Origin of the sequence: Neobacillus phoenicis, from assembly GCF_047302305.1 — a bacterium.
GTDB lineage: Bacteria > Bacillota > Bacilli > Bacillales > Cytobacillaceae > Neobacillus.
This window is the reverse complement of sequence record NZ_CP154847.1, coordinates 949,367-973,456: the sequence shown is the minus strand read 5'-3', so window position 1 is coordinate 973,456 and position 24,090 is coordinate 949,367. Positions and strand designations below refer to the sequence as shown.

Below are 24,090 nucleotides of genomic sequence, written 5' to 3'. Positions count from 1 at the left end.
ACTTTTAAAATAGTAATTAGGTCTTTCATACCAATTAAATCATTCATGAGCATGTGAAGGGGTACAATGATGAGCTTTTATCATGAGGTAATGGATACTTCTCTTATTACAGTGGTAGCGTTATTTATTACACTTTATATTAAAAACAAATTTCTAGATAAATTTTTTCCTAATAGTAAGCAGCGGAATGAATTGGAGAAAAATTATCTGGATACCCTTAAAGATCTTCAGGACTTAAAATTTGCCTTAGACGAGTCCAACCTTGTTCAAATCGTCGATAAATCGGCCAATATCTTATATGCGAATGAGAAATTCTGCCGCCTTTCCGAATACTCCTTTGAAGAACTCAAAGGAAAAAACATGCGAGTTTTAAATAGCAGCTATCATTCCAAAGAGTTTTTTAGAGACCTTTGGAATACTGTCACTCAAGGAAAAGTGTGGAGTGGAGAAATTCGAAATAAGACAAAAAGAGGTACATACAATTGGACGTTTACTACCATTGTTCCGTTCTTAGACAAACATAATAAGCCCTTTCAATATATCGTCATTCGAAATGACATTACAAAAAGCAAGGAGCTGGAGAAGAAGTTGGAATACCTATCAAATGTGGATGGATTAACCTCCTTATTCAATCGAAGATATTTTGATAAAATGCTGGATTATTATTGGCAGTCTCTATCTACTAACCAAACCTCTCTTTCAATCATTTTGTTCGATGTCGATTATTTTAAATGAAGCTCGTTTCATTGCTGATAAAATCCGAGTAGAAATCGAGCAATTAAACATCCCACATGAAAGGTCCAAGCTAAACGGGTGGGTAACCATGAGCTTTGGCGTGGCATCCGTCATACCCAACCCTGAAAGAAATCCAACAGATTTACTAAAATCAGCCGATCACGCCTTATATCAGGCGAAAAATAGTGGAAGAAACACAGTAGCTCAATAAAAAAGGACAGTCCCCCGTTGCGTTAAAGCGCCGGGGGACTGTCCCCAAAAAATTTATATTTTATATTAGGCTCTCCACCTCTTCTTTGCTCGGCAGCGCGGAGATCGCTCCTTTTCCTGTTGTGGTGATGGCGCCGCTTGCGTTCCCAAATCGGAGGATATCGGCTGCATTTCCTCTAAGTACTTCTTCCAAGTTGTCCGGGTTTGCTTGCAACTCTAGCAGTTGGTATAAAAATCCACCAATGAAGGCGTCACCTGCTCCGGTTGTATCCACCGGTTCCACCGTGTATCCGCTCGATGCAAACTTTTCATCTTTTAAGTACAAATCCGCTCCAGCCGCGCCCTTTGTGTAGACGACAGCCTTCACGTTTCCAACGAATAACGATTGGATCGCATCCGACTCCTCTTGTATTCCCGTAATAAACGAAAGCTCTTCATCCGACACCTTGACGATATCAGCTGCCGGTAAAAATTCGAGAATCGCCTTGCGACAGTCCTCTGGATTTACCCAAAGCGGAAGGCGCACATTGGGGTCAAAGCTGACCAAGCCACCCGTAGCTGAAACCGCCACGATCGCTTTAGTATGCGCCTGTTTCATCGGGCTTTCCACTAAATCAACCGAGCAAAAGTGGAGAATATCTCCCGCTTGAAACCAATCCGGCTCGATTTCTTCCTCGCTCAACAGCAAATCAGCAGAAGGATTCCGGTAAAACGAGAAATCACGTTCGCCGTTTTCTTTTAATGAGACAAACGCCAAGGCCGTATTAGCTTCCCCCGTCCGGTATATTTTTTCCGTCTCCACACCAGCCTCGAAAAGCTTCTCGACTAAAAAGTCGCCAAACGCATCGTTCCCTACTTTTGAAATCATCGCTGCTTTCTGCCCATATTTGGCAACGGCCGCAGCCACATTGGCCGGTGCACCCCCTGGCGCTCTCTCAAACGCACCCACATCCTTTAAGGCCGCTCCTTTTTGAAGAGGAATAAAATCGATTAACACTTCACCAATCGAAAAAAGTTTTCCCATTCTGTCACCTCTGTCCCTCTTTGATCTCCCATTTAACCGCAGTTACCTTCGTTTGGCCACCGCGTGCAAACATTCGGATTCCGTTGCTATTTTTCCCAGGGAAAATCCTCGCCGTAAACACTTCCTCGCCGTCATTTACAAACACTTCAACAGAGGAAACATCCACAAAAATTCGGAACCAAATCTTTTCCGGATCACCATCCAACGCACATTTTCGAACGGTACCAAACTCCTCAGCAAAGGCTTCCCCGGATTGCGTCCGATCAAACACAACCTTTTTCGCCACCGCATCATACTTAATCACGGTTTTCTCTTCTTCTCCGACCCGGAGCTCCAAACCAAACTCCTCAGCCGAGCTCTCAGAGAATTCCACAAGAAGCTCATACACGTCTCCTTTAAAGCCCGAAAACCCAACATTTTCATTGTCTAGCGTACGGCTTTCTTGTACCTTTTTCCCGCGAAGCAATTCAATCTCAGAGACTGGCCGCTGAATCAGCTTGCCTTCACGAATCGAAAGTTCCCGCGGAAGGGTTAAACAGTGAGCCCAGCCATTTTTATCAGTGGGATAGTCAATCTCCGGCAAGCCCATCCAGCCGACTAAAATCCGGCGTCCCTCAGGATCTACCGTCGTTTGCGGTGCGTAAAAATCAAACCCGCGATCCAACTCATGAAAAGCTCCATGCTTTAGTTCGATAGTCTCTAAATCTATAGGACTTCCAATGACATACCCTGATTGATATATATTTTGATAGTGGTCGCCTTCCACTTGTAACCCTTGTGGAGAGAAAAGGAGCACGCCTTGCCCATCCAGCTCAAAATAATCCGGACATTCCCACATATAACCGAAAGCTTCACCTAAGCCGGTCTTCACTTCGCCCGCAAACTGCCAATTTTTCAAATCACAAGAGCGGTATAAAACGACAGTTCCAGTCACATTTTCCCTCTGCGCACCAATCACTGCGTAGAAGGAATCCCCCTGTTTCCAAACCTTTGGATCACGAAAATGATTAGTATATCCACTTGGCACATCTGCAATTACCGGAGCATCCATTTTCACGATACTTCCATCCGGATTCATCACCGCCAGACATTGATACGGGTGTCTGATCCACTGGTCATCGCGCGTGTTACCTGTGTATAGTAAATACAATTTTCCCTCGTGCTCAATTCCGCTTCCGGAATAGGCTCCATGACTATCAAACTCATTGGATGGCGCAATGCCCATTCCGACTTCTTCCCAATGAACCAGGTCCTTAGACTTTGTGTGATACCAATGCTTCAATCCATGAACCGGCCCGAGGGGAAACCATTGGTAGAATAAATGATATTCACCGTTAAAATAACTAAAGCCATTCGGGTCGTTTAGCAAACCTGTCACCGGCTGAATATGAAAAGCCTGCCGCCATGGGCATTGATTCACGAGCTTCGCTAATCCTTGGATTTCCTCTTCTGTCACGTCATCCATGCTTCTGTATCGTTGCTCTTTTGTCCATTCCATGCTGATACACTCCTAATACAGAAAGGAGAATCACGGGATTCTCCTCTTTTTTTATTATGCTGCTCTTTGATCAGTTAATTGTTTCACGGCTTTTTTTTCGTCTCTTTTTGCTAAAACAAGCGTGACGATAAAGGCAACAACAAACGCGATAGCCATACCGATAATATAAGAAACAATCGTATCTGGGCGAATCGAAATGATTCCTGGAAGACCCGCTGCTCCTAACGCCGTCGCTTTCACCTTGAACAACGTCACAAAACCAGACCCGACAGCAGAACCCGTAATCGCCCCGATAAATGGATAGCGTAATTTCAAGTTCACCCCAAACATAGCAGGCTCTGTAATTCCTAACAAGGCAGAGATTCCCGCTGCAGAAGCCGTTCCTTTGATTTTCGCATTTTTCGTTGTCTTAAGCACGGCAAGTGTCGCAGCACCTTGCGCAATGTTTGACATCGCCGCAATGACGAAAATGAAAGATCCACCCGTTTTTGCCACATCGGCAAGCAATTGTGTTTCTACTGCTATGAAACTATGATGCATACCTGTAATTACAATTGGTGCATACAGCAGACCAAAGATGATTCCGCCAATGACACCTGTTGTGTCATACAACCAAACGATTCCGTCTGTTAATAGATTACCAGCTGAGCGTGTAAGCGGTCCTACAACTGTGAACGTTAAAATCCCGGTAATAAAGATCGAGAATAACGGTGTTAATAGATTGTCTAAAGCAGATGGGACAACCTTCCGCAGGTAGGTTTCAATTTTTGCTAAAATAAATGACGCCGCAAGAACCGGAAGAACGGTTCCCTGATAGCCAACCTTTTCAATTTCTAAGCCAAGAATATTCCAAACCGGAACTTCATGTTTCAGTAACGCGGCACCATATCCGTACCCATTTAACAAGTCCGGATGAACCATCAGCATTCCAAGTGTCGCACCAAGGAATGGGTTCCCGCCAAACCGCTTCGTTGCTGAAAAACCAATTAATATCGGTAAAAAGACAAAGGCTGCATTGGCAAAAGTATTAATAAGTGCCGCTAAATCCGCCATTTCCGGATTGGCATCCACTAATGATTTTCCTTCAATAAACAAGTCTGGGGCGGTTAAGATATTGTTGATCCCCATGAGTAAACCGCCAGCAACTATGGCTGGGATAATCGGAACGAAAATGTCTGACAGCATTTTGACGAATTGCTGAATGGGATTCAGTTTCTTCGAAGCCGCGTCTTTTACATCACTCGTTGACATTTCCGTTTGACCAGTCATCTTCGCCAAGTGCTTATAGACCTCGTTCACCGTCCCAGCACCTAAGATAATTTGAAACTGACCTCCTGTTGAAAAAGTACCTTTCACGGCATCCATTTGATCCAACCCTGCTTGATTAACGAGTGATTCATCGTGTAAAACTAGACGCAGACGTGTGGCGCAATGCGCTGCAGCTGATACATTTTCCTGACCGCCAATGGCATCGAGTACTTCCCGTGCAATTTTCTTATGATCCATCTTAATCCCTCTCTTTTGTGTTTGGATTTTGTTTTGGGAACCGGTTCCGTTTTAGAGCAAAAAAAATAGAAACAACTCTCTGTTTTTTTTGGAACCGGTTCCAAAGTAGGTTAAAAAAATAAAAGATGAAAAGAGAAACCGAATTCGCTTGTGACCAAGTGAAAAGGTTCTCTTGATTGGAACCGGTTTCGTTGTTTTTATTATAGGATACGCTAAAAGAAATTGTCAACGCTTTCTCGTTCAATAATTTCAAATTTAGAAACGATTATTTTTTCCACATGGCGTTCATTGACTAACTCGACCATTTGCCTTGCTGCCGCTTCCCCCGCTTCCTTGTAAAAAAATTTCGCAGTCGTTAAGCTCGGATGGATGATTTCTGTCACATCATAGCCGCCAAAACCCGTTACCGCTAAATCCTCGGGAATTTTCAGCCCCTCAGCATACGCTGCCTTCAGAACCCCAAGGGCAATATTATCGGTCGCACAAACAATGATAGAGGGCTGGAATTCACGGATGATTTCCGTTGCACTCGCTTGCGCAGCGGGAATCTTGAACAAGGTCTCATAGAATCGAACCTCGCAATCTGCTACTTCTTGAATCGCCTTTGTAAATCCCTGCTTTCGCTTCACCCCAACAGCAATATCCCGTTCGGTTACGCCTAGGTAAGCAATTTTCCGGTATCCTTTTTCAAGGACATACCTTCCCATCTCATACCCAGCGTTTAAATCATCATGGATCAGACTATAAAAGCCCTCATGCTCTTGTCCAATTAACAGGGCAGGAACGTTAACCGTTTCAAAGGCCTTGATATGCTGATCCGTGATTTCGGTCGCAAGCAAAATAATCCCCGCCATTTTTTGATTGGCGAAGCTATAAATGCTTTCAATCTCTCGCTCCAGACTTTGACTGGTATTGGAGATTAGCATTTGATAATTCAGTTGCTTTAATTGTTCATCGATGCCAATTAACGTCTGCGAAGAAGCATAGGAATCCAGCCTGGGGACAATCGTGCCAATAATATTAGTTTTCTTCGCTTTCAAGCTTTGCGCAAATGGATTCGGAGTATACCCAGTCTCCTTTATTGCCTGTTCAATTTTCTTTTTGGTCGCTTCCCCAACAGAACCGCCATTCAAATACCGAGACACCGTACTCTTCGCCACACCTGCAAGCTTGGCAATATCCAAAATTGTACTCATGTTCCTCAACCTCGTTACATTTCAAATTCATATACCTATAGTATCACAAAACGGGGACAGTCCCCCACCGCTGTAAAGCGGCGGGGGACTGTCCCCAAATTTGTACTTCCTACATGGTCACCCAAAACATAGATAGTGCCGGGAAGAAGGTGATGATTAGTAAGTCAACGACCATGACGACAATGAATGGTACAATCGATCGCACCAGCTTGTCGTAGGAAATGTCGGCGATCCCTTTTACGACAAAGAGATCTAATCCTACTGGCGGTGTGATGAGCCCGATGGACAAGTTGACGACCATAATGAGTCCAAAGAAGACTGGATCAATGCCTGCTGCTAGAGCAATCGGTAGCAATAGTGGTGTTAAGATCGTGATAGCAGCAGATGCGTTCAAGAAGCAGCCTGCGATAAAGAAGATGACCGTAAACATAAGCAAGACTAGATAACGATTATCAGCAAAGCCCGTCACTAAGTTAACAAGCAGCTTCGGGATTTGTTCAGCGGTTAGCAGCCAGCCAAATAGATTCGCAGCCGCAATAATAAAGACAACCATCCCTGTCATTTTTCCGGCCTTAATAAATGCCTCCGGAATATCCTTCCAATCCATATCCTTATAGACAAATTTATTGATAATAAACGCATAGGCGGCAGCGATCGCACCAGCCTCCGTTGGCGTAAAAATTCCTCCCCGGATTCCAAAGATAATAATTAAAGGAAGAATCAAAGCCAATATTCCTTCAAAAAAGGTCTTTTTAAAAGAAGAGAACTCAAACTTCATGTTCTCATCAGAATAGTTATTCTTTTTGGTCAGCCAATAGTTTAGCATCATAATCGACAAACCAATTAAGATCCCAGGGACAATCCCGGCCGTAAACAAATCCCCAATCGAAACGCCAGCCGTTACACCGTATACAATCATCGGAATCGATGGCGGAATAACAACGGCGATGGTTCCTGCACTCGCTACCGTTGCAGCGGCAAATCCTTTATCATACCCTTTTTTCTCCATCATCGGGATCATCATTTTACCGACAGCCGCCGTATCAGCTGCACCTGAACCAGAAATTCCAGCGAAGAACATACTTGTTAACGTCGAAACCTGTGCTAATCCAGCACGCAACCAGCCGACCGATGCAAAAGCAAATCCTGCAATCCGTTGTCCCATACTGCCAGACATCATAAATTCACCCGTCAGCATAAAAAAGGGAATGGCTAGAAGTGGAAAAGAATCTACAGAGGTTAATAATCTTTGAGGAACGACTTCTAATGGAACATAGTAGATGCTAGACAAAAAGCCGGAAATGGATGCTAAAATTAAAGAAATGGCAATTGGAACACCCAGAAACATTAGTAAAAACAGTACAACCAGGACGACAACCGCTACTGTCATTCATCTTCCTCCTTCTTTATCCAATATGGGGATTCTCACTTGTTACTTCTACCTGAACAATCTCAGCCTTCTTCTCTTTTCCAACTGCAATATCAAGTATGGAAACAATAGAATGAAGAAGACAGATGAGCGAACAGACGAGGACGGAGCCGTAAATCAGGGTCATATTCAGTCCCATAGAAGGGGATATTTGTTGACTGGTAAATTTTAAGATGCTCCAGCCATATACAATCAAAAATAGAAAGACAGCAGAGTTGATGACTTCAATGAGGACTTGTAGCTTACCTTTCAACTTTTCAGGCAAATAATGAAGTAAAATTTCCACTTGTGCATGTTCCTTGCTCTTATAGACAATTCCGATTCCTAAAAAGACAATCCAAACAAACATATAACGGATGAGCTCTTCTGCCCAGCTTAAATTAAATACGGAAAAGTCAACCATTGGAAGCATCTTTTGCACGATGGAACTTTGTAAAACGAATCGGGAAAATACTTGATAGACAGCAGCCACGAAAGCAACCACGAAAAAAACGATTAAGAGAAATTTGCTGGCTTTATTCACCTTTTGACTCAGTTCCGTCATAAACCCTTTCATTGAATGCACCTCCACATGATTATTTTAAGCTTTCTATTTTATCCAGCAGATCTTTTCCAATGGAGTCTTCGAACTCTTTGTATACTGGTTTAACCGCTTCTCTAAAGGAGTCTAAATCAGGGTTTTCCTCTATTTGCATATCCGTCTTTCTGAGGTCCTCAAGCAGTTTTGCCTCATCCTCTAAAGCTACCTTTCTTTCATATTGAATCGCTTCCTTGGACGCTTTAGTGATCACTTTTTGCAAATCCTTTGGTAGAGTGTCATAAGTTGTTTTACTCATAATAAAAACAGCAGCATCATAATTATGAGCGGTTAACGTCAGATACTTTTGCACTTCATTAAATTTGTTCAAGTAAATCTGCGCCAGCGGGTTTTCCTGGCCATCTACAACATGCTGCTCCAGCGCTGTATAAAGTTCCCCAAACGGTACCGGAACAGGCGTCGATTTCAGCGCCTTCACAAATGAAATATAGGGTGGCGATTCCTGGACCCTGATTTTCATACTTGCTGCATCTTTAGCCGTTTTAATCGGCTTGACATTATTGGTCATATGTCTCCAGCCGTTTTCCATAAACCCTAGATTCATTAAACCCCGATTGGCCAAATCAGCTCCAAGTTCCTCACCGATTTCACCATCAAGAACCCTAAATGCATGCTCACGGCTTTCAAATAAATAAGGTAGATTGAGTACATTAAACTTCGGGGCAAAGTTAGTCACGGGAGCAACGGAACCGATGTGAAAGTGAATCGATCCGATTTGGGCTCCCTCAATCTGATCCCTTCCGTTTCCTAACTGGCTACTAGGAAAAATATCAATTCGAATTCTCCCCTTTGATTCTTTTTCCACGAGTTCTTTAAACTTTAAAGCCCCCTTATGATAAGGATGAGTTTCTGTCTGCAAATGTCCGAGCCTTAAAACATACTCTGCATCTGTGCCTTTACTTGTTGCCGTACTGGTACTGGAACAGCCGGTAATCATGAATAAACAGGTTAACACTATGAGAACGAAGACAGAAGCTTTTTTCATTTCCTAACCTCCCTACCAATTTGTAAGCCCTTTCATTTTTTTAAAAAGAATCTATGTACTCCTCCTTTCACATTATGGTTCAGTCACCCAACCACTAAATTAATTATATTTCAATTTTCTAAAAAATCAAATATTATTTTTCCTATAAAAAATATTTATTGCTTAGTAACAGTAAAAATGGTTTAATGAAAATACACTGGTACTGGTTGGGTCACCTAACCAATAAAACCCAAAAATTGATAGAAACCATTTACAAGTGATTTACAGAGTGCTTAAATAAAATTAAGAGCAACTAGTATAAAGGTACTAGATTATTAAAAACATAATGTGCGCTTCGATTTTAACGGAGGGAGCAGTGATAACGTGGAATTTAATAGAAAAGGAATTTCTGAACAGGTAGCAGACAGTATTAAGAGAAAGATTCAAGCTGGAGAATACCAAGTCGGGGAACGAATTCCAGGAGAAAGAGAGATGGGGATCGAACTTTCCGTAAGCAGAAATACGGTGAGGGAAGCCTATAAAATTCTCGAAGCCTATGGGTACCTACAAGTGAAGCATGGAACGGGCGTATTTGTTGCCTCACCCGAACATCAAATTCAAAAGGTGACGGAAGCACTTTTTGTCTCAACTGAACAGATCAAGGACTTCTTCTCTGTCCGCAAAATCCTTGAAGAATGGACAGTCAAGTGGGCAATTGAAAACTCGAATAACGACCAATTTAACGAGTTAGAACAAATTGTGAATGAAGCAAATGAAATCGTCAAAGGAAAAATAGATTATACGAGATTAGCTGAATTGGACCATAAATTTCATATAACAATAGCCAATAACTCAAAGAATACTGTTTTAACCGGGATTATGAATTATCTAATTGATTTATTGTCTGAGTCACGAAGTAAAACCATGCAAATTCCTGGCCGTGCCTTACAATCCGTTCAGGAACACACGAGAATTTTACAAGCCATCAAACAGAAAAATTCAGAATTAGCACAGCAATGTATGAAGGAGCATCTAGAAAGCGTGGAGCGTTCGATTACGGAGAATGCGGTAACGGAAGCATAAGGAAGAATAATAGATAACACTAGAAATGCTGTGTGGCCATTCACACAGCATTTCTCAAGTCTTTTTCCAAAAATACACCCAAAAACAAATCCATTTAAAAATGATCAATTCGGAGAGGGCTGCTCCATAGTTACTTCTTGAGTTGCGGACCGTTTTAGTAATAATGAAGCGATCAATGCGTTGGCAACTAATCCGAATGCCAGTAAGAACGCGCTTTTCATCCCAGCAATCATCGCTAAAATAGGTAAGGTGGAATCATCTTTCATCACCGTATTTTCCATAAAATGATTCGAGCTATTGGTCATAACGGACACAAGCAATGCCGTTCCGACAGCGCCCGCCACCTGCTGAAGCGTGCTGATGATCGCTGTACCGTGCGGATATAACGGAGGCGGCAGTTCATTTAATGCGTTAGTCATAACCGGCATCATCACCATCGAAATACCTAACATCAAAAATGTATTGAAAATCATGATTGTGCTGTAGGAAGTTGATAATGTAATAGACGCAAATTGCCACAAGGTATTCGCAATCAATCCTAAACCAATAACCGCAAGCCACTTCGCGCCGAATTTATCAAATAGTCGGCCGGTGATTGGCGACATAATCCCCATGACAATACCGCCTGGAAGCATGACCAAACCGGCCTCTAACGGACTGTATCCTAACCCATTCTGCAGAAATATCGGGAGCAGCATCATCGCAGAAAACATTGCCATCATGACAATAATCATAATCAGCGTCGACAGCCTAAAAATAGAGTATTTAAAGGTTCTTAAATCGAGCAACGGCTGTGAAATCGTCAATTGCCTCCAAGTAAAAAGCACCAAGGCAATAACACCAATGGCAATCGGAAGAAGGACTTCATTGCTCAACCATCCCCCATGTCCTTCACCGGAGCTACTGAATCCGTATACAATGCCCCCAAATCCTAAAGTGGAAAGCAGAAGCGAGATCGGATCAATCTTTGGATTCGTCGTTTCCGTTACATTTTTGAGTTTCAGATACGCAAAGACGATGACAAATAATGCAATTGGCAGGACACCGTAAAAGAGAACCCGCCAACTGTAATGCTCGACAATAATTCCGGAAAGAGTGGGACCAATCGCGGGAGCAAATGTGATGACAATCCCAATCGTCCCCATTGCTGAACCCCTTTTTTCAATCGGTACAATGGAGAAAACCACATTAGTTAGCAAAGGAAAGAGCAGTCCGGTACCCGAAGCTTGAAGCATCCTCCCAATTAAAAGCATGGTAAACCCCGGTGCAACGGCAGCAATAAATGTTCCCACCGTAAATAAACCCATAGCCGCAAGGAACAAGGTTCTAGTTGTATACCGTTGAATCAAATAAGCAGTAACAGGAATCAGCACTCCGATTACCAGCAGGTATCCCGTTGACAGCCACTGCGCCGTACTAGGTGTGATTCCGATATCATTCATAATTTTGGATAAAGCTACATTAAGCAGTGTTTCATTTAAAATAGCTACAAACACACCAAGAATCATGATAATGACCAATAATAAATTACTTAAGCTCCCAAATGCCCCTCCATTTTGAGAGTTTTGAGAGGTTCTGTTTTGTGTAGTCAAATTCTTTCCCCTTTCGTTGCTATAAACCATTCCCTTAGCATCCTGGATCGATCCATCTGCCTGGCTTTGTATTTCAGTTTCGTGTCATACCTTGTTACCCATCCTGTACCTTCGTTATGTCCATGTTTCTATTCTAACCAAAAAACAGAACAAACATTCGCTTCATTCTACCACATATTTTTTATTAATAAAATGACCTGTTTTAACTTTTTAACCTCATTGAAGAAATGCGCTAAAACTAACAGGGGCAAGAGTTTTAGATCTAGCGGTAAACCAGCCGGATTGTTTCTTATTGACCTAACGGAGAAGAATAGTTTAATAAGAATATTCAATTTATTTGTAGTGAGAAAGTGTTAGAATTATATAAGGCTTGTATTTTTTTACAAATAATTAATGTTTAGGAGAAACTAGATAATGGTATTTAAGAGGAAGAAAATACTAGTAACAAGTGGCGGAACATTAGAAAAATGGGACCAAGTTAGAGGGCATACAAACTTGGCAAAAGGTACAATCGGATGTTATATAGCAGAAGAACTTATAAAAATAGATGCACAAGTAATTTTCTTACATGGTTATTTTTCAAAAATACCTAAACAAAACCCAAATCTAATGACAATCCAATTTGAAGGAATTGAAGATTTACAAGAAAAACTGAAAAACTTATTAGAAAATGAAGAGATTGAAGTTGTTATAATGACAGCAGCTATATCTGACTGGATTGTTGACAAAATATTTGATGACAAGGGAAATGTATTAAATAATTTAGGTAAAATTCCTAGTGATCAGCCTCCGATTATCCATTTTAAAAAAGCTCCTAAAGTAATATTAGATATCAAAAATATTAATAAAGATGTTGTGCTTGTTGGTTTTAAACTCGAACATTCAAACGATAGAGAGTATTTAATAGAACGAGCCTTACAAAGAATGGAGTATTGGAATGCAGATTATGTTGTAGCAAATCCATCAAGTTCTTTAAACATAGATACTAGTATTCATTATATTGTTTCAAAAAATGGGGATGTGCTAAATACCAAAAATAAGAAAGATACAGCAGTTCAATTGATTAACACACTAATGAACCATTTTAATAATGAGAAATTAAATTGATTTTTGTTCAACTAATGGGGGCTTGAGCTTAAGAATGATCGCTACGGCGGTCTTTTTTCTTGTTGTACTAACCGTGGCAGGATAGTGGAACAAGGGCTTTTTTGAGGATTTGTTTAATGTATTAGTTTTTCAACACTAAAAAAGGCAGCAGTTTCGCCACCTTTACCTTAATAAGAAAATAGAGATTTTTAAAAGACCCGTATTAATTTGTAGGTCTAAGAAATGAAGTTTTACATCTTTGGATATATAATATCATTTGGAAGTAACTTTGGCTTGAACTTCAATTTTAACATCTGCTTTTTTCAATATATTGCCGACATCACACCCTTTATCTGCTGCTTCTGTCGCTCTTTGTGCAGATTGAATCTGTTCTTCAGTTGCTTCTGCAGATAAAACGATGTTAGGATAATGAGTAATTTTAAACTCATTATCAGATATATTTGCCTCTGAGTTCACTGTAAGTTCCACCACAGGCAGTTTTCTGCTTTCGAGTACAAAAGTAAGTGTTGCTGTATAACACGTCGTTACAGAGGCAACGAGAACCTCTTTTGGATTTGCTCCGTTACCACTACCTCCTAAGGATGTAGGAATAGCGATTTTTGTATCAAGGTACTCCGCTTTAAGTGTGCCATTTCCTGTAACCCCACCATCCCAAAAAGCATTCACATTTATTTTCATATCAGCCATATTATCACTCCTTAAAATTAATAATTTGCAAATATATAATGCCCACTTTTCTAGTGAGTTAACAAGAAAACTTCATTCAAAATTTAGTAGGAGATTGTGAAGGGTTGCACTTAAAGTAACGTGGTGGCTTTAGTAAAACAACAATTGGACTGCTGTTTCGGCAGTCCTTTTTCATTATCGTTATTCAAGTAAAAGATGCAGTTTAGTTGAAGAAGAAAAACTGAAAATATAGTAAATTCTTAAAAAACTTAGATATGCGATTTATAGGGGGGAGTATATATGGATATAGAAATTCATAGTGATTTCGCCAATGCAAATCTCGATGAAATGAAGGAAGTTTATGCTTCTGTTGGGTGGACTAAACATACAAACGAGATAATTAGACAAGTATTCGAAGCAAGTAATGTCGTAGCTTTAGTTAAGTTCAATGGAAGAATTATTGGGATTGGTAGAGGGATTACAGATGGCGTTTTTAATGCAGGAATTTATGATGTAGTGGTTCATCGAGATTTCAAAGGCAAGGAATAGCTAAAAAAATTATGGAGTTTTTACTTGATAAGCTAAGTAATGTTTCTTGTATACATTTAATATCAACAACTGGTAATGAAGGATTTTATCGAAAACTTGGATTAAAAAAGCTGAAAACTGGAATGGCAAGGTATTTAAATCCAAGTCTAAGTGATGAGTATTTAGAGTAATTTTTCTTGTTCAACTGATGCTTCTACAAGGCATCGCTTTTCTTGTTCCGCTAACGGGGCAGGATTGTTTAAGAACTTAAAAGAATATGTAATGTAGCGTTAAATTAAATATATAAGAGGTGTATGAGATGTTTATAAAACAGCCATTTGACGAATTTTTAGGTTTGAAATACAAAAAGTTTGATGATAATAATTTGCAAATTATATTGCCAGTTCAGGACCTATTCATTAATAGTGCAGGGGTTATACATGGTGGTATCATTTCTTCATTGGCTGATGTAGCTGTATCAAACTTGTTACCAGCAAATGAAGATGGTATACAACAAGCTGTAACCGTTGATTTAAATGTTTCTTTTTTGAAACCCGCTACTGGTACATACTTGATGGCAAATGCCAAAATTGAAAAACAGGGCAAAACTTTAATTCATACGGAGTGTTCGATTTATAACGATAAACAAGAAATTGTAGCTAAATCTAAAGCAATCCTATTTCGCACAAACCTAAAGTAAGCCCACAAGAATACCAAGAGGGCTTTTATCGTTTCGAGGATAAATACACCCGCTAAACATTAAAAAGAGCAGGGCAGGGGCTTTTTCTGCTACGAACGGGGGCAAGAGTTTATATGGATCGCTGCGGCGGTCATTTTTTCTTGTTGAACTAACTAAGCTGGTTAATTCAATAATTTGGAAGGAAAGAAACACAAAAAAGAGAATTATTTGATATACCAGATTAAAGTAAGGAGAGGTAAATATGAGTAAATCATTTATTGAGCAAGTACATTATATTAGAATTCCTGTAAAAGATTTAGAACAGTCTGCACAATGGTATAGAGATGTATTAGGGATTCAGTTATTAAACATTACTGACGATCCATTTGCGATTTTTAAAGTAAATGAGGGAGCTTTTTTACTTATCTTAGTTCCAACTGACGATGAAACATTTGCCCACTTTACAATTAATAATGAATCAGCTTTTAGTATTGGCTTTACAAGCCCAGAACTATCCGAATTTCGTCAACACCTAATTAATAATCAAGATAAAGTCGAGGATATACAAGAAGATAACGGTCATTCGTATTTCCACTTTTATGATCCAAATGGTAATAAACTTCAAGTACACTGGTAGTAACAAAATAAATTTCCTTATTGCAATAACGGGTGCGTTAGTTGAATAAGCATTCCATAATAACTAATATAAATAACTCGCCAAATACTATGGCGAGTCTTGTTTTTATATATGTTAATAATGATGACAAAACGACTGTCATTTCGGCACAAATTTTTAGAAATTCCCCTCAAAACGGAAGCCTTTAACACGTTTGTAAACAGCCTTTTTGTTATATTTTTTCTAATGAAAGAGTCTCTGGAAATGGGACGCGGTACTCTTCCGCAAGCCTAATGAGCTCCTCTTCCACACTGGACGACAAATCAATTCCTGCCAACTGGCGCTGCTCCCGATCCCTTTTTCGTCTTTCCCCTGGATACCTGATTTCATTCGTTCCTGGAGCTTTCGGAACCTCCTTCATCTCTGTTAACAGATGTTCGAGCGACTCGAAAAAGGTGGATAGATGCATAAACTTTTCGATATCCAACAATAAGAAGAAGTGCCCTACATTGGCGCTCCCCGTTTCCGCTTCATTATATATATTTTTAACATATGGGCCAAAGGCGGCTCCAGTAAGAATCCCGGTTAAGATTTCTACCGCTAAAGCTAAAGCGGATCCCTTCGCTCCGCCTAATGGCAGGACAGAACCCCTTAATGCCGCTTCCGCATCATTGGTAGGAAGACCATCCTCATCAATCGCCCACCCATCAGGAATGGAATTTCCCTGTTTCGCGGCTAGAATAATTTTCCCTCTAGCGACAATGCTGGTAGATAAGTCAATGATTACGGGCTGGTCATTCCCTGTTGGAAAACCAAATGCAATGGGATTGGTTCCAAAAAAGGCATTCTTCCCTCCCCATGGTGCGATGCCTGGCGGCGAGTTGGTGAAGCCGATACAAGCGAGGTTTTGCTCACAGGCCAGCTGGCAAAAATAAGATGCGGTACCAAAATGATTGCTATTTTTTATCGCGATTGCAGTGATTCCGCTTTGTTTCGCCATTTCTGTTCCTTTTTGGATCGCCTGATAACTCACCACATGGCCGAGGCCATTATCTCCATCCACCAGTAAAACAGATGGGGTCTGCTCCGTTAGTTTAATTTCGGGATTCACATTAATCCGTTGATCCTTGAACCGTTTGACGTAGATGGGAAGCCGGCTGATGCCGTGGCTATCCACACCTTCCAGGTTCGCTTTCACTAATGAATCTGCAGCCACTGAGGCATTCTCTTGGTTCATTCCCACTCTTACTAGCAGGTCTTCACAAAAACTCTTAAGATTAACTTCACTGTAGGTTCCCATTCGTAAACTCCTCAACTAAATTTCTATTAAAAAATGCCCCAAAAAGGAACTCCCTACGCATAGCTATGTGTAGGGAGAAGAGTTTTAAGCACTGCGATATAGTTTTGTCATGACAAATTCACGGTGGCCTAATGCCTCTGCACAAGTAAGACGACCATTAACGGTACGGCAAATCATTTCCATTAATTGATCCCCTGCTTGTTCCAAAGAGATGTTACGGGAAAGCAAACCTTGCACGTCCACGTCAATGTGTTCACTCATCGTGGCAGCCGTGATTGGATTAGCTGTAATCTTCACAACTGGTTCAATTGGGTTACCAATAATATTACCTTGGCCAGTTGGGAATAGGTGAAGAACCGCTCCCCCTGCAGCCATCAAAGTGATACATTCTGCTGCCGCAGAAGAAGTATCCATGAAGTAAAGACCAGGTCCATTTTCTGGTTTGTCGGCAGGGTCTAGGACACCTACAACTTCCTTCGTACCTGTTTTTGCGATATTCCCCAAGGCTTTCTCTTCAATGGTAGATAAGCCGCCGGCGATATTTCCTTGAGTTGGCTGAGATCCTAATAGATCGACACCTTTAGATCCAATTTCACCTACATAATCATCATAGATGGCCATGAATCTCTCTTGCAGTTCCGGTGTAGCCATACGCTCGCGGATTAAATGCTCACCGCCGGTTAGTTCAGAGGTTTCCCCAAAGAACACTGTCGCACCAGCATCAACCAAGCGATCAACTGCTTGAGAAACAGTTGGACAAGAGCCCATGCCAGTTGTTGTATCGGATTCACCACATTTAATGCTGATGGTTAAGTCTTTTAATTCAATTGGTTCTCTTTGAAGTTCAGTCGCCCATTGAACGTATTCCTTCGCCTTCCAGCTTGCTGCGCGGATCGTTTCGAAATCACCATTTCCTTCGATAGAAAAATAGGATACTGGTTTACCAGTTTCAGCAATACCATCAGCGATTTTCTTCGTCCAGTTTTGTTCAATTCCGATGACGATTACGGCTGCAACGTTCGGGTTGGACCCCGTTCCAATCATCGTTCTGAAATGCAAATCCAAGTCTGGACCGTACTGTAATCTGCCGTACGCATGTGGAAGAGCTAGCGTACCTTGAACTTGTCTTGCAACAGCTTCACAAGCTGCGTTAGAAATGTCATCTACCGGTAAAATAATCACGTGATTCCGAATGCCAACCTTACCATTTTCTCTGCGATATCCAAAAAGCTGTTGACCCATCTTCTACCACCTCGCCGTTTTAATATTGTGGGTATGAACGTAATCGCCAATTTCCCACTTTTCTGTTGTTAAACCAACTTGAACTCCATACTTTAGAACTGGTTCTCCTGCTTCTAAATTCACTAATGAGATTTTGTGTCCTAAAGGAATGTCCCCTTTAGCCACTACTACTACATCGGAATTATCATCCATATAAATCCCGATTACTTTTTCTCCTTTTTGGATGGGAGTGGTAGCCACTCCTACATGATCGCCGCGATGATGGATTAAAAACTTGTGAGTGCTTACATTTCCGGCCGTCGCTGGCTGTTGTTCCGTGAGAGTATTTGCTTGACTATTGTTACTCATTTGAAAGCCTCCTTTTTGGTTGTGTTTGTGGTTTTGATTGTTGCGGTTGGTGATTGTGGTTGAGTGACCCAACCAATTTCTATATCCTTATTAAAACACCCAATAACTGGTTAGTCAACAATAATATTTTAATTTTCTAAATATTTTGTTTAGACGCTTAAGAAGAGCTACCTACCTGTTAAAAATTCGTTTAGACGGTGCACAAGGAGCGTTCCCCATTGACAACTTTTATTACTTCCTTTGCAACTAATAATGAGGTTCTGATCTGAGATTCATCGGTGAGTCCTGCAATATGAGGTGTGATTGTCGCAGTTTCGCAGGATAAGAGTTGATTAGTTTGTGAGATTGGTTCTACTTCCAGGACATCTAGGTAGGCCCCGGCAATTGTTTGGCTATTTAATGCAGCTGCCAGTGCCGGTTCATGAATGATGCCTCCTCTAGAGGTATTGATGATATATGCCGTCGGTTTCATCTTTCTCAATTCGAATTCGGAGATTAAATAGTGCGTCTGAGGTGTTAACGGAACATGTAGGGAGATGAAATCGGACATGGTTAGTACGTCATCTAAAGAGTCTTTTAGCTGGATTCCGGTTTCTGAAACGATGTGGTCGTACTCGGTGACAAATGGATCATAGCCAATGACCTTCATGCCAAAAGCAAGTGCCCGCTTCGCTACACGATGCGAGATTTCCCCTAAGCCAATTAATCCAAGTGTTTTGTTGGCGATTTCGCCGCCCGTAAACCTTTTGCGGTTCCAATTGCCGGTTCGGATATCTGCATCTGCAAGATAGAGCGGTCGGTTCGCACTTAACATGGCCGACAGCACATATTCGGCAACAGACGTGGCATTGGCATGACGGCCATATACGACTTGAATACCTCTTGCTTTCGCGGCTGGAATATCAATGTTATCCATACCAACACCCAAGCGGCCGACTACCTTCAAGCGGGTTCCGGCATCTAGTAATTCCTGATTCACTTTGGTTTGATTCCGAACAATAATTGCATCATATTCTTTGACTAGATGGAGCAGCTTCGCGCGATTGTTCCATAGACTCTCATCATAGTGGACTTCAAACCCTTGGCGAACCAGTTCCTCAATTCCTTCATTCCAAATTAATTCGGTGATCAAGGCTTTCATAAATTGATTTCCCTCCTTTGTTTACGGCTCAGTGACCCAACCACTTTAATTATATTAAATCACCCGCGGCTGGTTTGGTCAATAGATTATTGGCTTATAGGAAGGGGGCATTTTGGCTGTTTTCAAAAAGAGAGTATTATATTTTTAGAGGTCCCACAGCTTCTGACAATGTTGCTATTGATTGGTGCTACTCTGTCCGAAGTTTTACGAATAGAGCTTTTATTTTAGAGGCGAATCATAATAACACTCTTCACCGCTGTAAAGCAGTGGGGGACTGTCCCCCATTAATCCCCCAAGTACACCCGCAATGTCTCAATAAATTGTTGTAACGCCTTCGTTTGGTATGGCGAGTGCGTTAGGATGGAGAAATTCCTTTTAAATGGCAAGCCTTCCACATCAACGATATCCAGATAACTATACATCAGTTCTTTTTTAATGGCCCATTGGGAAAGTAAGCTGATTCCTAGACCCGCCTCCACCGATTCCTTGATGACCTGTGTACTACCGAACTCCATCACTTTCTTAGGGGTAAAATCCAACTCTTGAAAAAGATGCTCGGCCGCTTCCCTCGTGCCTGAACCCTTCTCTCGTAAAATCCAGGTTTCCTCCCCCAGCTCTGCTATGTTTCTTTTACGCCCCTCTTTCAACAAAGGATGTTGCGAAGAAGCGACAACGACCATTTTATCCTCAGAAACAACCTCTACATTTGCTACTTTTTCGTCGATATGCCCTTCAATGATACCGATATCTAATTGATGGGTTTGCACAAGATCAATGATTTCTTTTGTATTGTGAATCTGAATCGTCGGTGTAATAAGCGGGTATGTTGCTTGCAGCCTTGCGATAATATGAGGCAGGATATATTCCCCAAACGTGTAACTCGCACCAATCGCAATCGGGCCGCTCGCTTTATTGGTGAGGTCATCGATTAAATACTGCATATTGGAATAAAGGGCAAGAATCTCTTTTGCATGATGAAAAACAATTTCGCCAGCCTTATTCAGGCGGACAAATTTATTATTCCGTTCCAAGAGCCGCGCTCCAACCGATTCTTCCAGGACTTTGATGTATTGGCTGACCGCCGGCTGCGTCATGTGAAGATCTTCCGCTGCCTTTGAAAAATTCCCCTTTTCCACAACCTTTACAAACACCTCTAAATAATGATCCATGGTACCCCCCCCATTTTTATGTATATCGATTTACTTATGATAACTATTATATATCATTATTTTCCTTATTTACAAAACGAGAGTAGGATGAAAGTACAAAATAAGTTGTGGGGTGATTGAATGAGTAGTCAATCAGCGAGAGCCTTATCTTCACACGAAATAGCTGGTCAGCAACAGCAACAAAAAAAGCCGGAGCCAAAATCAAAAGCTGGTTTATGGGCAGGCGGTATCGCTTTTACTATTGTCATTGCGGCGGCTGGATTTGCCCTTTCCGCCATACCTGGCTTTAATCGAGTCGGACCCATGGTCTGCGCAATTATCCTTGCCATCATTTACCGGCAATTTTTTGGATATCCTGAAAAAATACGAGCAGGCATCCAATTTTCAGCGAGATATTTCTTACGTTTTGCGATTATCTTATATGGATTAAAATTAAATGTCGATGTGATTATGAACCAAGGTTTGGGATTGGTGGTTCGTGATGCGGGAGTCATCGTCTTTGCGATCCTCACTACAGTTTGGCTAGGTAAAAAACTGAAAGCGGATTCATCTCTATCGCTACTTTTGGGAGTCGGCACCGGTGTATGCGGGGCAGCAGCCATTGCAGCGGTAGCGCCCATCATCAAAGCAAAAGAAGAGGATACGGCGATTGGGGTTGGAATCATCGCTCTAGTGGGCACCATTTTTTCCATCATCTATACGATTATCCGCCCGCTTCTTCCCTTATCCGCTGTGGATTACGGGATCTGGAGCGGTAGCAGCCTTCATGAAATTGCCCATGTAGCCTTGGCCGGTGCGCCTGCGGGTCCCGATGGATTAGCCATGGCACTCTTGGCTAAACTAGGACGCGTTCTGCTGCTGGTACCATTATGCTTTATTTTGATGTATTGGATGAAACGAAAAAGTGCAGATGCGGCAGGAGAAACAAAGGTTGATTTTCCGTGGTTTTTGGTGGGGTTCATTCTCATGAGTTTGTTCGGGAGTTATGCGGTTGGTTCATGGGTACCAGTCCCAGCACCCGTACTAGACGGCATCTCTACCGCAACCACCTTTATCCTCACATCAGCCATGGTCGGACTGGGCCTAAACGTAAGCCTTCGTGACCTCCGAACAAAAGCATTTAGACCACTAATCGCCATGCTGATCACATCAATCTTTCTGTCGGTAATTACCTTCTTTATATTATAGGCATAAAGGTGGTTCTCAGTTTTCGATTAAATCGAAGCTTGAGGACCATTTTCTTTGCTTTTGGAATCATTTTTGCTGAATATCCAGATTGAAATACATCCAATGAAGAAAAATGAGCGATATTTGGGTTACGAAACCTAATAGACATAGATAGAATATGGAGGAATTTCTTCTTACTCGTCAGTTTGCTCCATTTACTCGTCTAAATTGGATTTTACTCGTCTATTTAAGCAATTACTCGTCACTTTATCCAATTTACTCGTCACTTTCCACATATTACTCGCCAAGCCTCGACTCTGAGGGGCAACAATTTAAAATGGGGACAGTCCCCCGGCGCTTTAAAGCGTCGGGGGACTGTCCCCAAACTTCTTCTTCTTCCACTAACACCTTACATATTTACGTTTAAAACCAAGTCTCCCTTGATCGATTCCCTTTTGAATAATTTCGGAAGCATTCAGGATGCTGCTTTTTTTGTTGTCTCGCTTCATTTCGACAGTGCCCACTGCCTTTGCAGTTTCAACCGCTTTCTCATGGAGCGGCACAAAGGAAATCGCGACAGTGTAGATAAAATTATTCATAGCGGATTTCGTTCGCTCAGGAGCATCGTGTATCGTTTTTTCCACCTGATCCAACATACCTGCAAGCTTGTTTGCATCAAACTCGTGGTCCTTGCGATTACCCAAAAGCCAGCAGTAACAGCTCCAGCCTGCCGACATACGAAGTTCTTCCCCGCTTGCAATCCACTTATCTGCAACCGCTTGTGCCAAATCGCTTTCTGCTAAAGTAACGGCAACCACATAATCAGACAGCATATAAAAATACGCCGCATCAATCCAACGATCGAAATCCGCCTCCGTCATCGCCTTTGGGTCCGCAATGACGCCCGCAAAATACATAGCATCGTAGTTACCAGTGGCGTAAAGCTGCTCGGCCAGAGGCTGATTTTTCTTGATTTTCTTTGCCATCGGCTTCATTGCACCTGTAGCCACACCAAAAACCGGTTCGTGCGCCCCATTGCTTATGTACATCTTCTTACTTCGCTCCTTGCCGAGCGCTTCTAGTTCCTGCATAACCGTTTCGAAATCCATCGCTGTGCACTTCCTTCCTCAATAATCATCCCCACTTCAATGGAATTGCCATAGTGACCCTTCCTATGGCACACATTATAGCACCTCAAAGGAGAAATAAACCACCATAACCATCCCCCTGGTCTCACACTCGTTCGTTTCACCCCATTCGGATATTTCTCTAAACCCAAGGACCACTAGAGCCGAAGCAGGTTAATAGAAGTCGCGAATAGAATAAGCTATAGGAACAACTTAAACAGAAGAATCATGTAAAAATAACAAAAACTGATGATAGGAAGTGGGTCTTAAAATGAATGATCAGTATTATGTTAGCTGGGGCACCTTAGCTTTAATAAATGCCGGGTTAGCCCAAGGCAAGAACAGGAGTGGACTAAATTGGTTTTTTCTATCCTTACTATTAGGTCCACTAGCCACATTGATGTTAGTTGTTTGGGATAAAAAATAGTGTAGCCAACTGGACGATTCTCATGGTCACCACCGAAAACATTCTAGAGGCAAAAAGTCCTCACCATTGTCCCAAGAACCGTCCCCTTGGTCTTCCTAAAGTGGTGGATTTTGGACACCTAAATGGCTCCAATCTTCTTTTGGTGGTCCATAGACTCCAAAAGGTTTCAATCCTGCTTGCCGAATAAGAATGGTTAATTGGCCACGATGATGAACAATGTGTTTGATTAGTCCCATCAAAATTTGAGCATTTGTTTCTTCTCTTCCAAATGCCTTTTGTAATTGGCTCAAAGAGGAATCTGTCCACTGTTGTTCAATCGCTTGAGATGCTTCATCACTTACCTTTTTAAATGTTTCTGCAATTTCTTTAGCTGAAGTTGGGACATTTTCTGTATTTTCAACTTTATCCATTATTAATCCGAAATGAGATAAATAATCAGGAATATTTGTTGTGAAATGCCACGCAATTCTCCCTAAAGTACGTCCCTCTGGATAAACCTGTTGTGTCAAGGAGGCGTCTGTCAAACCATCCAAAACCTTTTGAGTTAGCACTGCCTCTTTATCCCATTCTTTAATAAAGTCTGAAATTGTTACGTACATAAAAAATACCTCCACAAATTAATTCAATTATATTTTAATTTAGATATTAAAATATGCTAAAAAGAAACAGACAACTGGCTTTTAGCGGTGTTCAATTACTGAACTTAAGTAGTTTTTTGTCTGTTTTTATATCGTTTTG

Annotated in this window: 22 protein-coding genes and 2 pseudogenes; 8 read left to right on the top strand and 16 right to left on the bottom strand. The window is 41.5% G+C overall.

Annotated elements, in window-relative coordinates; genetic code table 11:
* The first annotated feature begins 66 nt into the window (after window positions 1–66).
* A pseudogene (locus AA0X95_RS05125) lies at window positions 67–946 on the top strand (diguanylate cyclase domain-containing protein).
* Window positions 947–1,006: 60 nt separating this feature from the next.
* On the opposite strand, the gene AA0X95_RS05120 reads toward AA0X95_RS05125, so the two are convergent.
* From AA0X95_RS05120 to AA0X95_RS05090, 7 genes are all read right to left on the bottom strand, one after another.
* The gene (locus AA0X95_RS05120) at window positions 1,007–1,969 is read right to left on the bottom strand and encodes a PfkB family carbohydrate kinase (protein ID WP_413306119.1); all 963 of its coding nucleotides are present in this window, start codon (window positions 1,967–1,969) and stop codon (window positions 1,007–1,009) included.
* 4 nt (window positions 1,970–1,973) lie between these two features.
* On the bottom strand, window positions 1,974–3,467 hold the full coding sequence (locus tag AA0X95_RS05115) for a glycoside hydrolase family 32 protein (RefSeq protein ID WP_413306116.1): 1,494 nt from the start codon (window positions 3,465–3,467) through the stop codon (window positions 1,974–1,976).
* Between the two features lie 54 nt (window positions 3,468–3,521).
* Window positions 3,522–4,973, bottom strand: a complete 1,452-nt coding sequence (locus tag AA0X95_RS05110; protein WP_413306113.1) for a sucrose-specific PTS transporter subunit IIBC — start codon at window positions 4,971–4,973, stop codon at window positions 3,522–3,524.
* 212 nt (window positions 4,974–5,185) lie between these two features.
* Complete coding sequence (locus AA0X95_RS05105; RefSeq protein ID WP_413306110.1) at window positions 5,186–6,169, bottom strand: LacI family DNA-binding transcriptional regulator; 984 nt, start codon at window positions 6,167–6,169, stop codon at window positions 5,186–5,188.
* A 109-nt stretch (window positions 6,170–6,278) separates the two neighbouring features.
* On the bottom strand, window positions 6,279–7,559 hold the full coding sequence (locus AA0X95_RS05100; RefSeq protein ID WP_413306107.1) for a TRAP transporter large permease: 1,281 nt from the start codon (window positions 7,557–7,559) through the stop codon (window positions 6,279–6,281).
* 16 nt (window positions 7,560–7,575) lie between these two features.
* Complete coding sequence (locus AA0X95_RS05095) at window positions 7,576–8,154, bottom strand: TRAP transporter small permease (protein WP_413306104.1); 579 nt, start codon at window positions 8,152–8,154, stop codon at window positions 7,576–7,578.
* Between the two features lie 19 nt (window positions 8,155–8,173).
* Window positions 8,174–9,181, bottom strand: coding sequence for a DctP family TRAP transporter solute-binding subunit (locus AA0X95_RS05090; RefSeq protein ID WP_413306102.1), 1,008 nt, complete (start codon window positions 9,179–9,181; stop codon window positions 8,174–8,176).
* A 363-nt stretch (window positions 9,182–9,544) separates the two neighbouring features.
* Here AA0X95_RS05090 and AA0X95_RS05085 point away from each other — a divergent pair, with 363 nt between their 5' ends.
* Window positions 9,545–10,243: a FadR/GntR family transcriptional regulator gene (locus tag AA0X95_RS05085; RefSeq protein ID WP_413306099.1), complete on the top strand. Its 699-nt coding sequence runs from the start codon at window positions 9,545–9,547 to the stop codon at window positions 10,241–10,243.
* Window positions 10,244–10,347: 104 nt separating this feature from the next.
* On the opposite strand, the gene AA0X95_RS05080 is transcribed toward AA0X95_RS05085, so the two are convergent.
* Window positions 10,348–11,865 (bottom strand): MDR family MFS transporter, encoded by a 1,518-nt coding sequence (locus AA0X95_RS05080; RefSeq protein WP_413306096.1) that lies wholly within the window; start codon window positions 11,863–11,865, stop codon window positions 10,348–10,350.
* 384 nt (window positions 11,866–12,249) lie between these two features.
* Between AA0X95_RS05080 and AA0X95_RS05075 the strand changes: the two genes are divergently transcribed.
* The gene (locus AA0X95_RS05075) at window positions 12,250–12,942 is read left to right on the top strand and encodes a phosphopantothenoylcysteine decarboxylase (protein WP_413306093.1); all 693 of its coding nucleotides are present in this window, start codon (window positions 12,250–12,252) and stop codon (window positions 12,940–12,942) included.
* A gap of 252 nt (window positions 12,943–13,194) precedes the next feature.
* On the opposite strand, the gene AA0X95_RS05070 is transcribed toward AA0X95_RS05075, so the two are convergent.
* Complete coding sequence (locus AA0X95_RS05070; RefSeq protein ID WP_402965673.1) at window positions 13,195–13,629, bottom strand: OsmC family protein; 435 nt, start codon at window positions 13,627–13,629, stop codon at window positions 13,195–13,197.
* 279 nt (window positions 13,630–13,908) lie between these two features.
* Between AA0X95_RS05070 and AA0X95_RS05065 the strand changes: the two are divergent.
* The 3 genes and pseudogenes from AA0X95_RS05065 (at window position 13,909) to AA0X95_RS05055 (ending at window position 15,452) form a co-directional block, all read left to right on the top strand.
* Window positions 13,909–14,327, top strand: a pseudogene (locus AA0X95_RS05065) (GNAT family N-acetyltransferase).
* A 128-nt stretch (window positions 14,328–14,455) separates the two neighbouring features.
* Window positions 14,456–14,836 carry a PaaI family thioesterase gene (locus AA0X95_RS05060; protein WP_413306091.1) on the top strand — a complete coding sequence of 127 codons (381 nt, stop codon included), beginning with the start codon at window positions 14,456–14,458 and terminating at the stop codon, window positions 14,834–14,836.
* Between the two features lie 241 nt (window positions 14,837–15,077).
* A complete protein-coding gene (locus tag AA0X95_RS05055) occupies window positions 15,078–15,452 on the top strand; it encodes a VOC family protein (RefSeq protein WP_413306089.1) in 375 nt (124 codons plus the stop codon).
* A 211-nt stretch (window positions 15,453–15,663) separates the two neighbouring features.
* On the opposite strand, the gene AA0X95_RS05050 is transcribed toward AA0X95_RS05055, so the two are convergent.
* From AA0X95_RS05050 to AA0X95_RS05030, 5 genes are all read right to left on the bottom strand, one after another.
* Window positions 15,664–16,731, bottom strand: a complete 1,068-nt coding sequence (locus AA0X95_RS05050) for an Ldh family oxidoreductase (protein ID WP_413306086.1) — start codon at window positions 16,729–16,731, stop codon at window positions 15,664–15,666.
* An 84-nt stretch (window positions 16,732–16,815) separates the two neighbouring features.
* Window positions 16,816–17,973: a UxaA family hydrolase gene (locus tag AA0X95_RS05045; protein ID WP_413306084.1), complete on the bottom strand. Its 1,158-nt coding sequence runs from the start codon at window positions 17,971–17,973 to the stop codon at window positions 16,816–16,818.
* 3 nt (window positions 17,974–17,976) lie between these two features.
* Entirely contained in the window at window positions 17,977–18,321 is a 345-nt protein-coding gene (locus AA0X95_RS05040) for a UxaA family hydrolase (protein ID WP_413306082.1), read from the bottom strand.
* Window positions 18,322–18,511: 190 nt separating this feature from the next.
* Window positions 18,512–19,462 (bottom strand): hydroxyacid dehydrogenase, encoded by a 951-nt coding sequence (locus tag AA0X95_RS05035; RefSeq protein ID WP_413306079.1) that lies wholly within the window; start codon window positions 19,460–19,462, stop codon window positions 18,512–18,514.
* Window positions 19,463–19,746: 284 nt separating this feature from the next.
* Window positions 19,747–20,631, bottom strand: a complete 885-nt coding sequence (locus tag AA0X95_RS05030) for a LysR family transcriptional regulator (protein ID WP_413306077.1) — start codon at window positions 20,629–20,631, stop codon at window positions 19,747–19,749.
* A 120-nt stretch (window positions 20,632–20,751) separates the two neighbouring features.
* On the opposite strand from AA0X95_RS05030, the gene AA0X95_RS05025 reads away from it, so the two are divergent.
* On the top strand, window positions 20,752–21,819 hold the full coding sequence (locus AA0X95_RS05025; RefSeq protein ID WP_413306075.1) for a YeiH family protein: 1,068 nt from the start codon (window positions 20,752–20,754) through the stop codon (window positions 21,817–21,819).
* Between the two features lie 380 nt (window positions 21,820–22,199).
* On the opposite strand, the gene AA0X95_RS05020 is transcribed toward AA0X95_RS05025, so the two are convergent.
* Entirely contained in the window at window positions 22,200–22,907 is a 708-nt protein-coding gene (locus AA0X95_RS05020; RefSeq protein WP_413306073.1) for a DNA alkylation repair protein, read from the bottom strand.
* Between the two features lie 289 nt (window positions 22,908–23,196).
* On the opposite strand from AA0X95_RS05020, the gene AA0X95_RS05015 reads away from it, so the two are divergent.
* Window positions 23,197–23,352 carry a hypothetical protein gene (locus AA0X95_RS05015; protein ID WP_413306071.1) on the top strand — a complete coding sequence of 52 codons (156 nt, stop codon included), beginning with the start codon at window positions 23,197–23,199 and terminating at the stop codon, window positions 23,350–23,352.
* A 95-nt stretch (window positions 23,353–23,447) separates the two neighbouring features.
* Here AA0X95_RS05015 and AA0X95_RS05010 read toward each other — a convergent pair whose 3' ends face one another.
* The gene (locus AA0X95_RS05010; RefSeq protein WP_413306068.1) at window positions 23,448–23,951 is read right to left on the bottom strand and encodes a DinB family protein; all 504 of its coding nucleotides are present in this window, start codon (window positions 23,949–23,951) and stop codon (window positions 23,448–23,450) included.
* Window positions 23,952–24,090 lie beyond the last annotated feature (139 nt).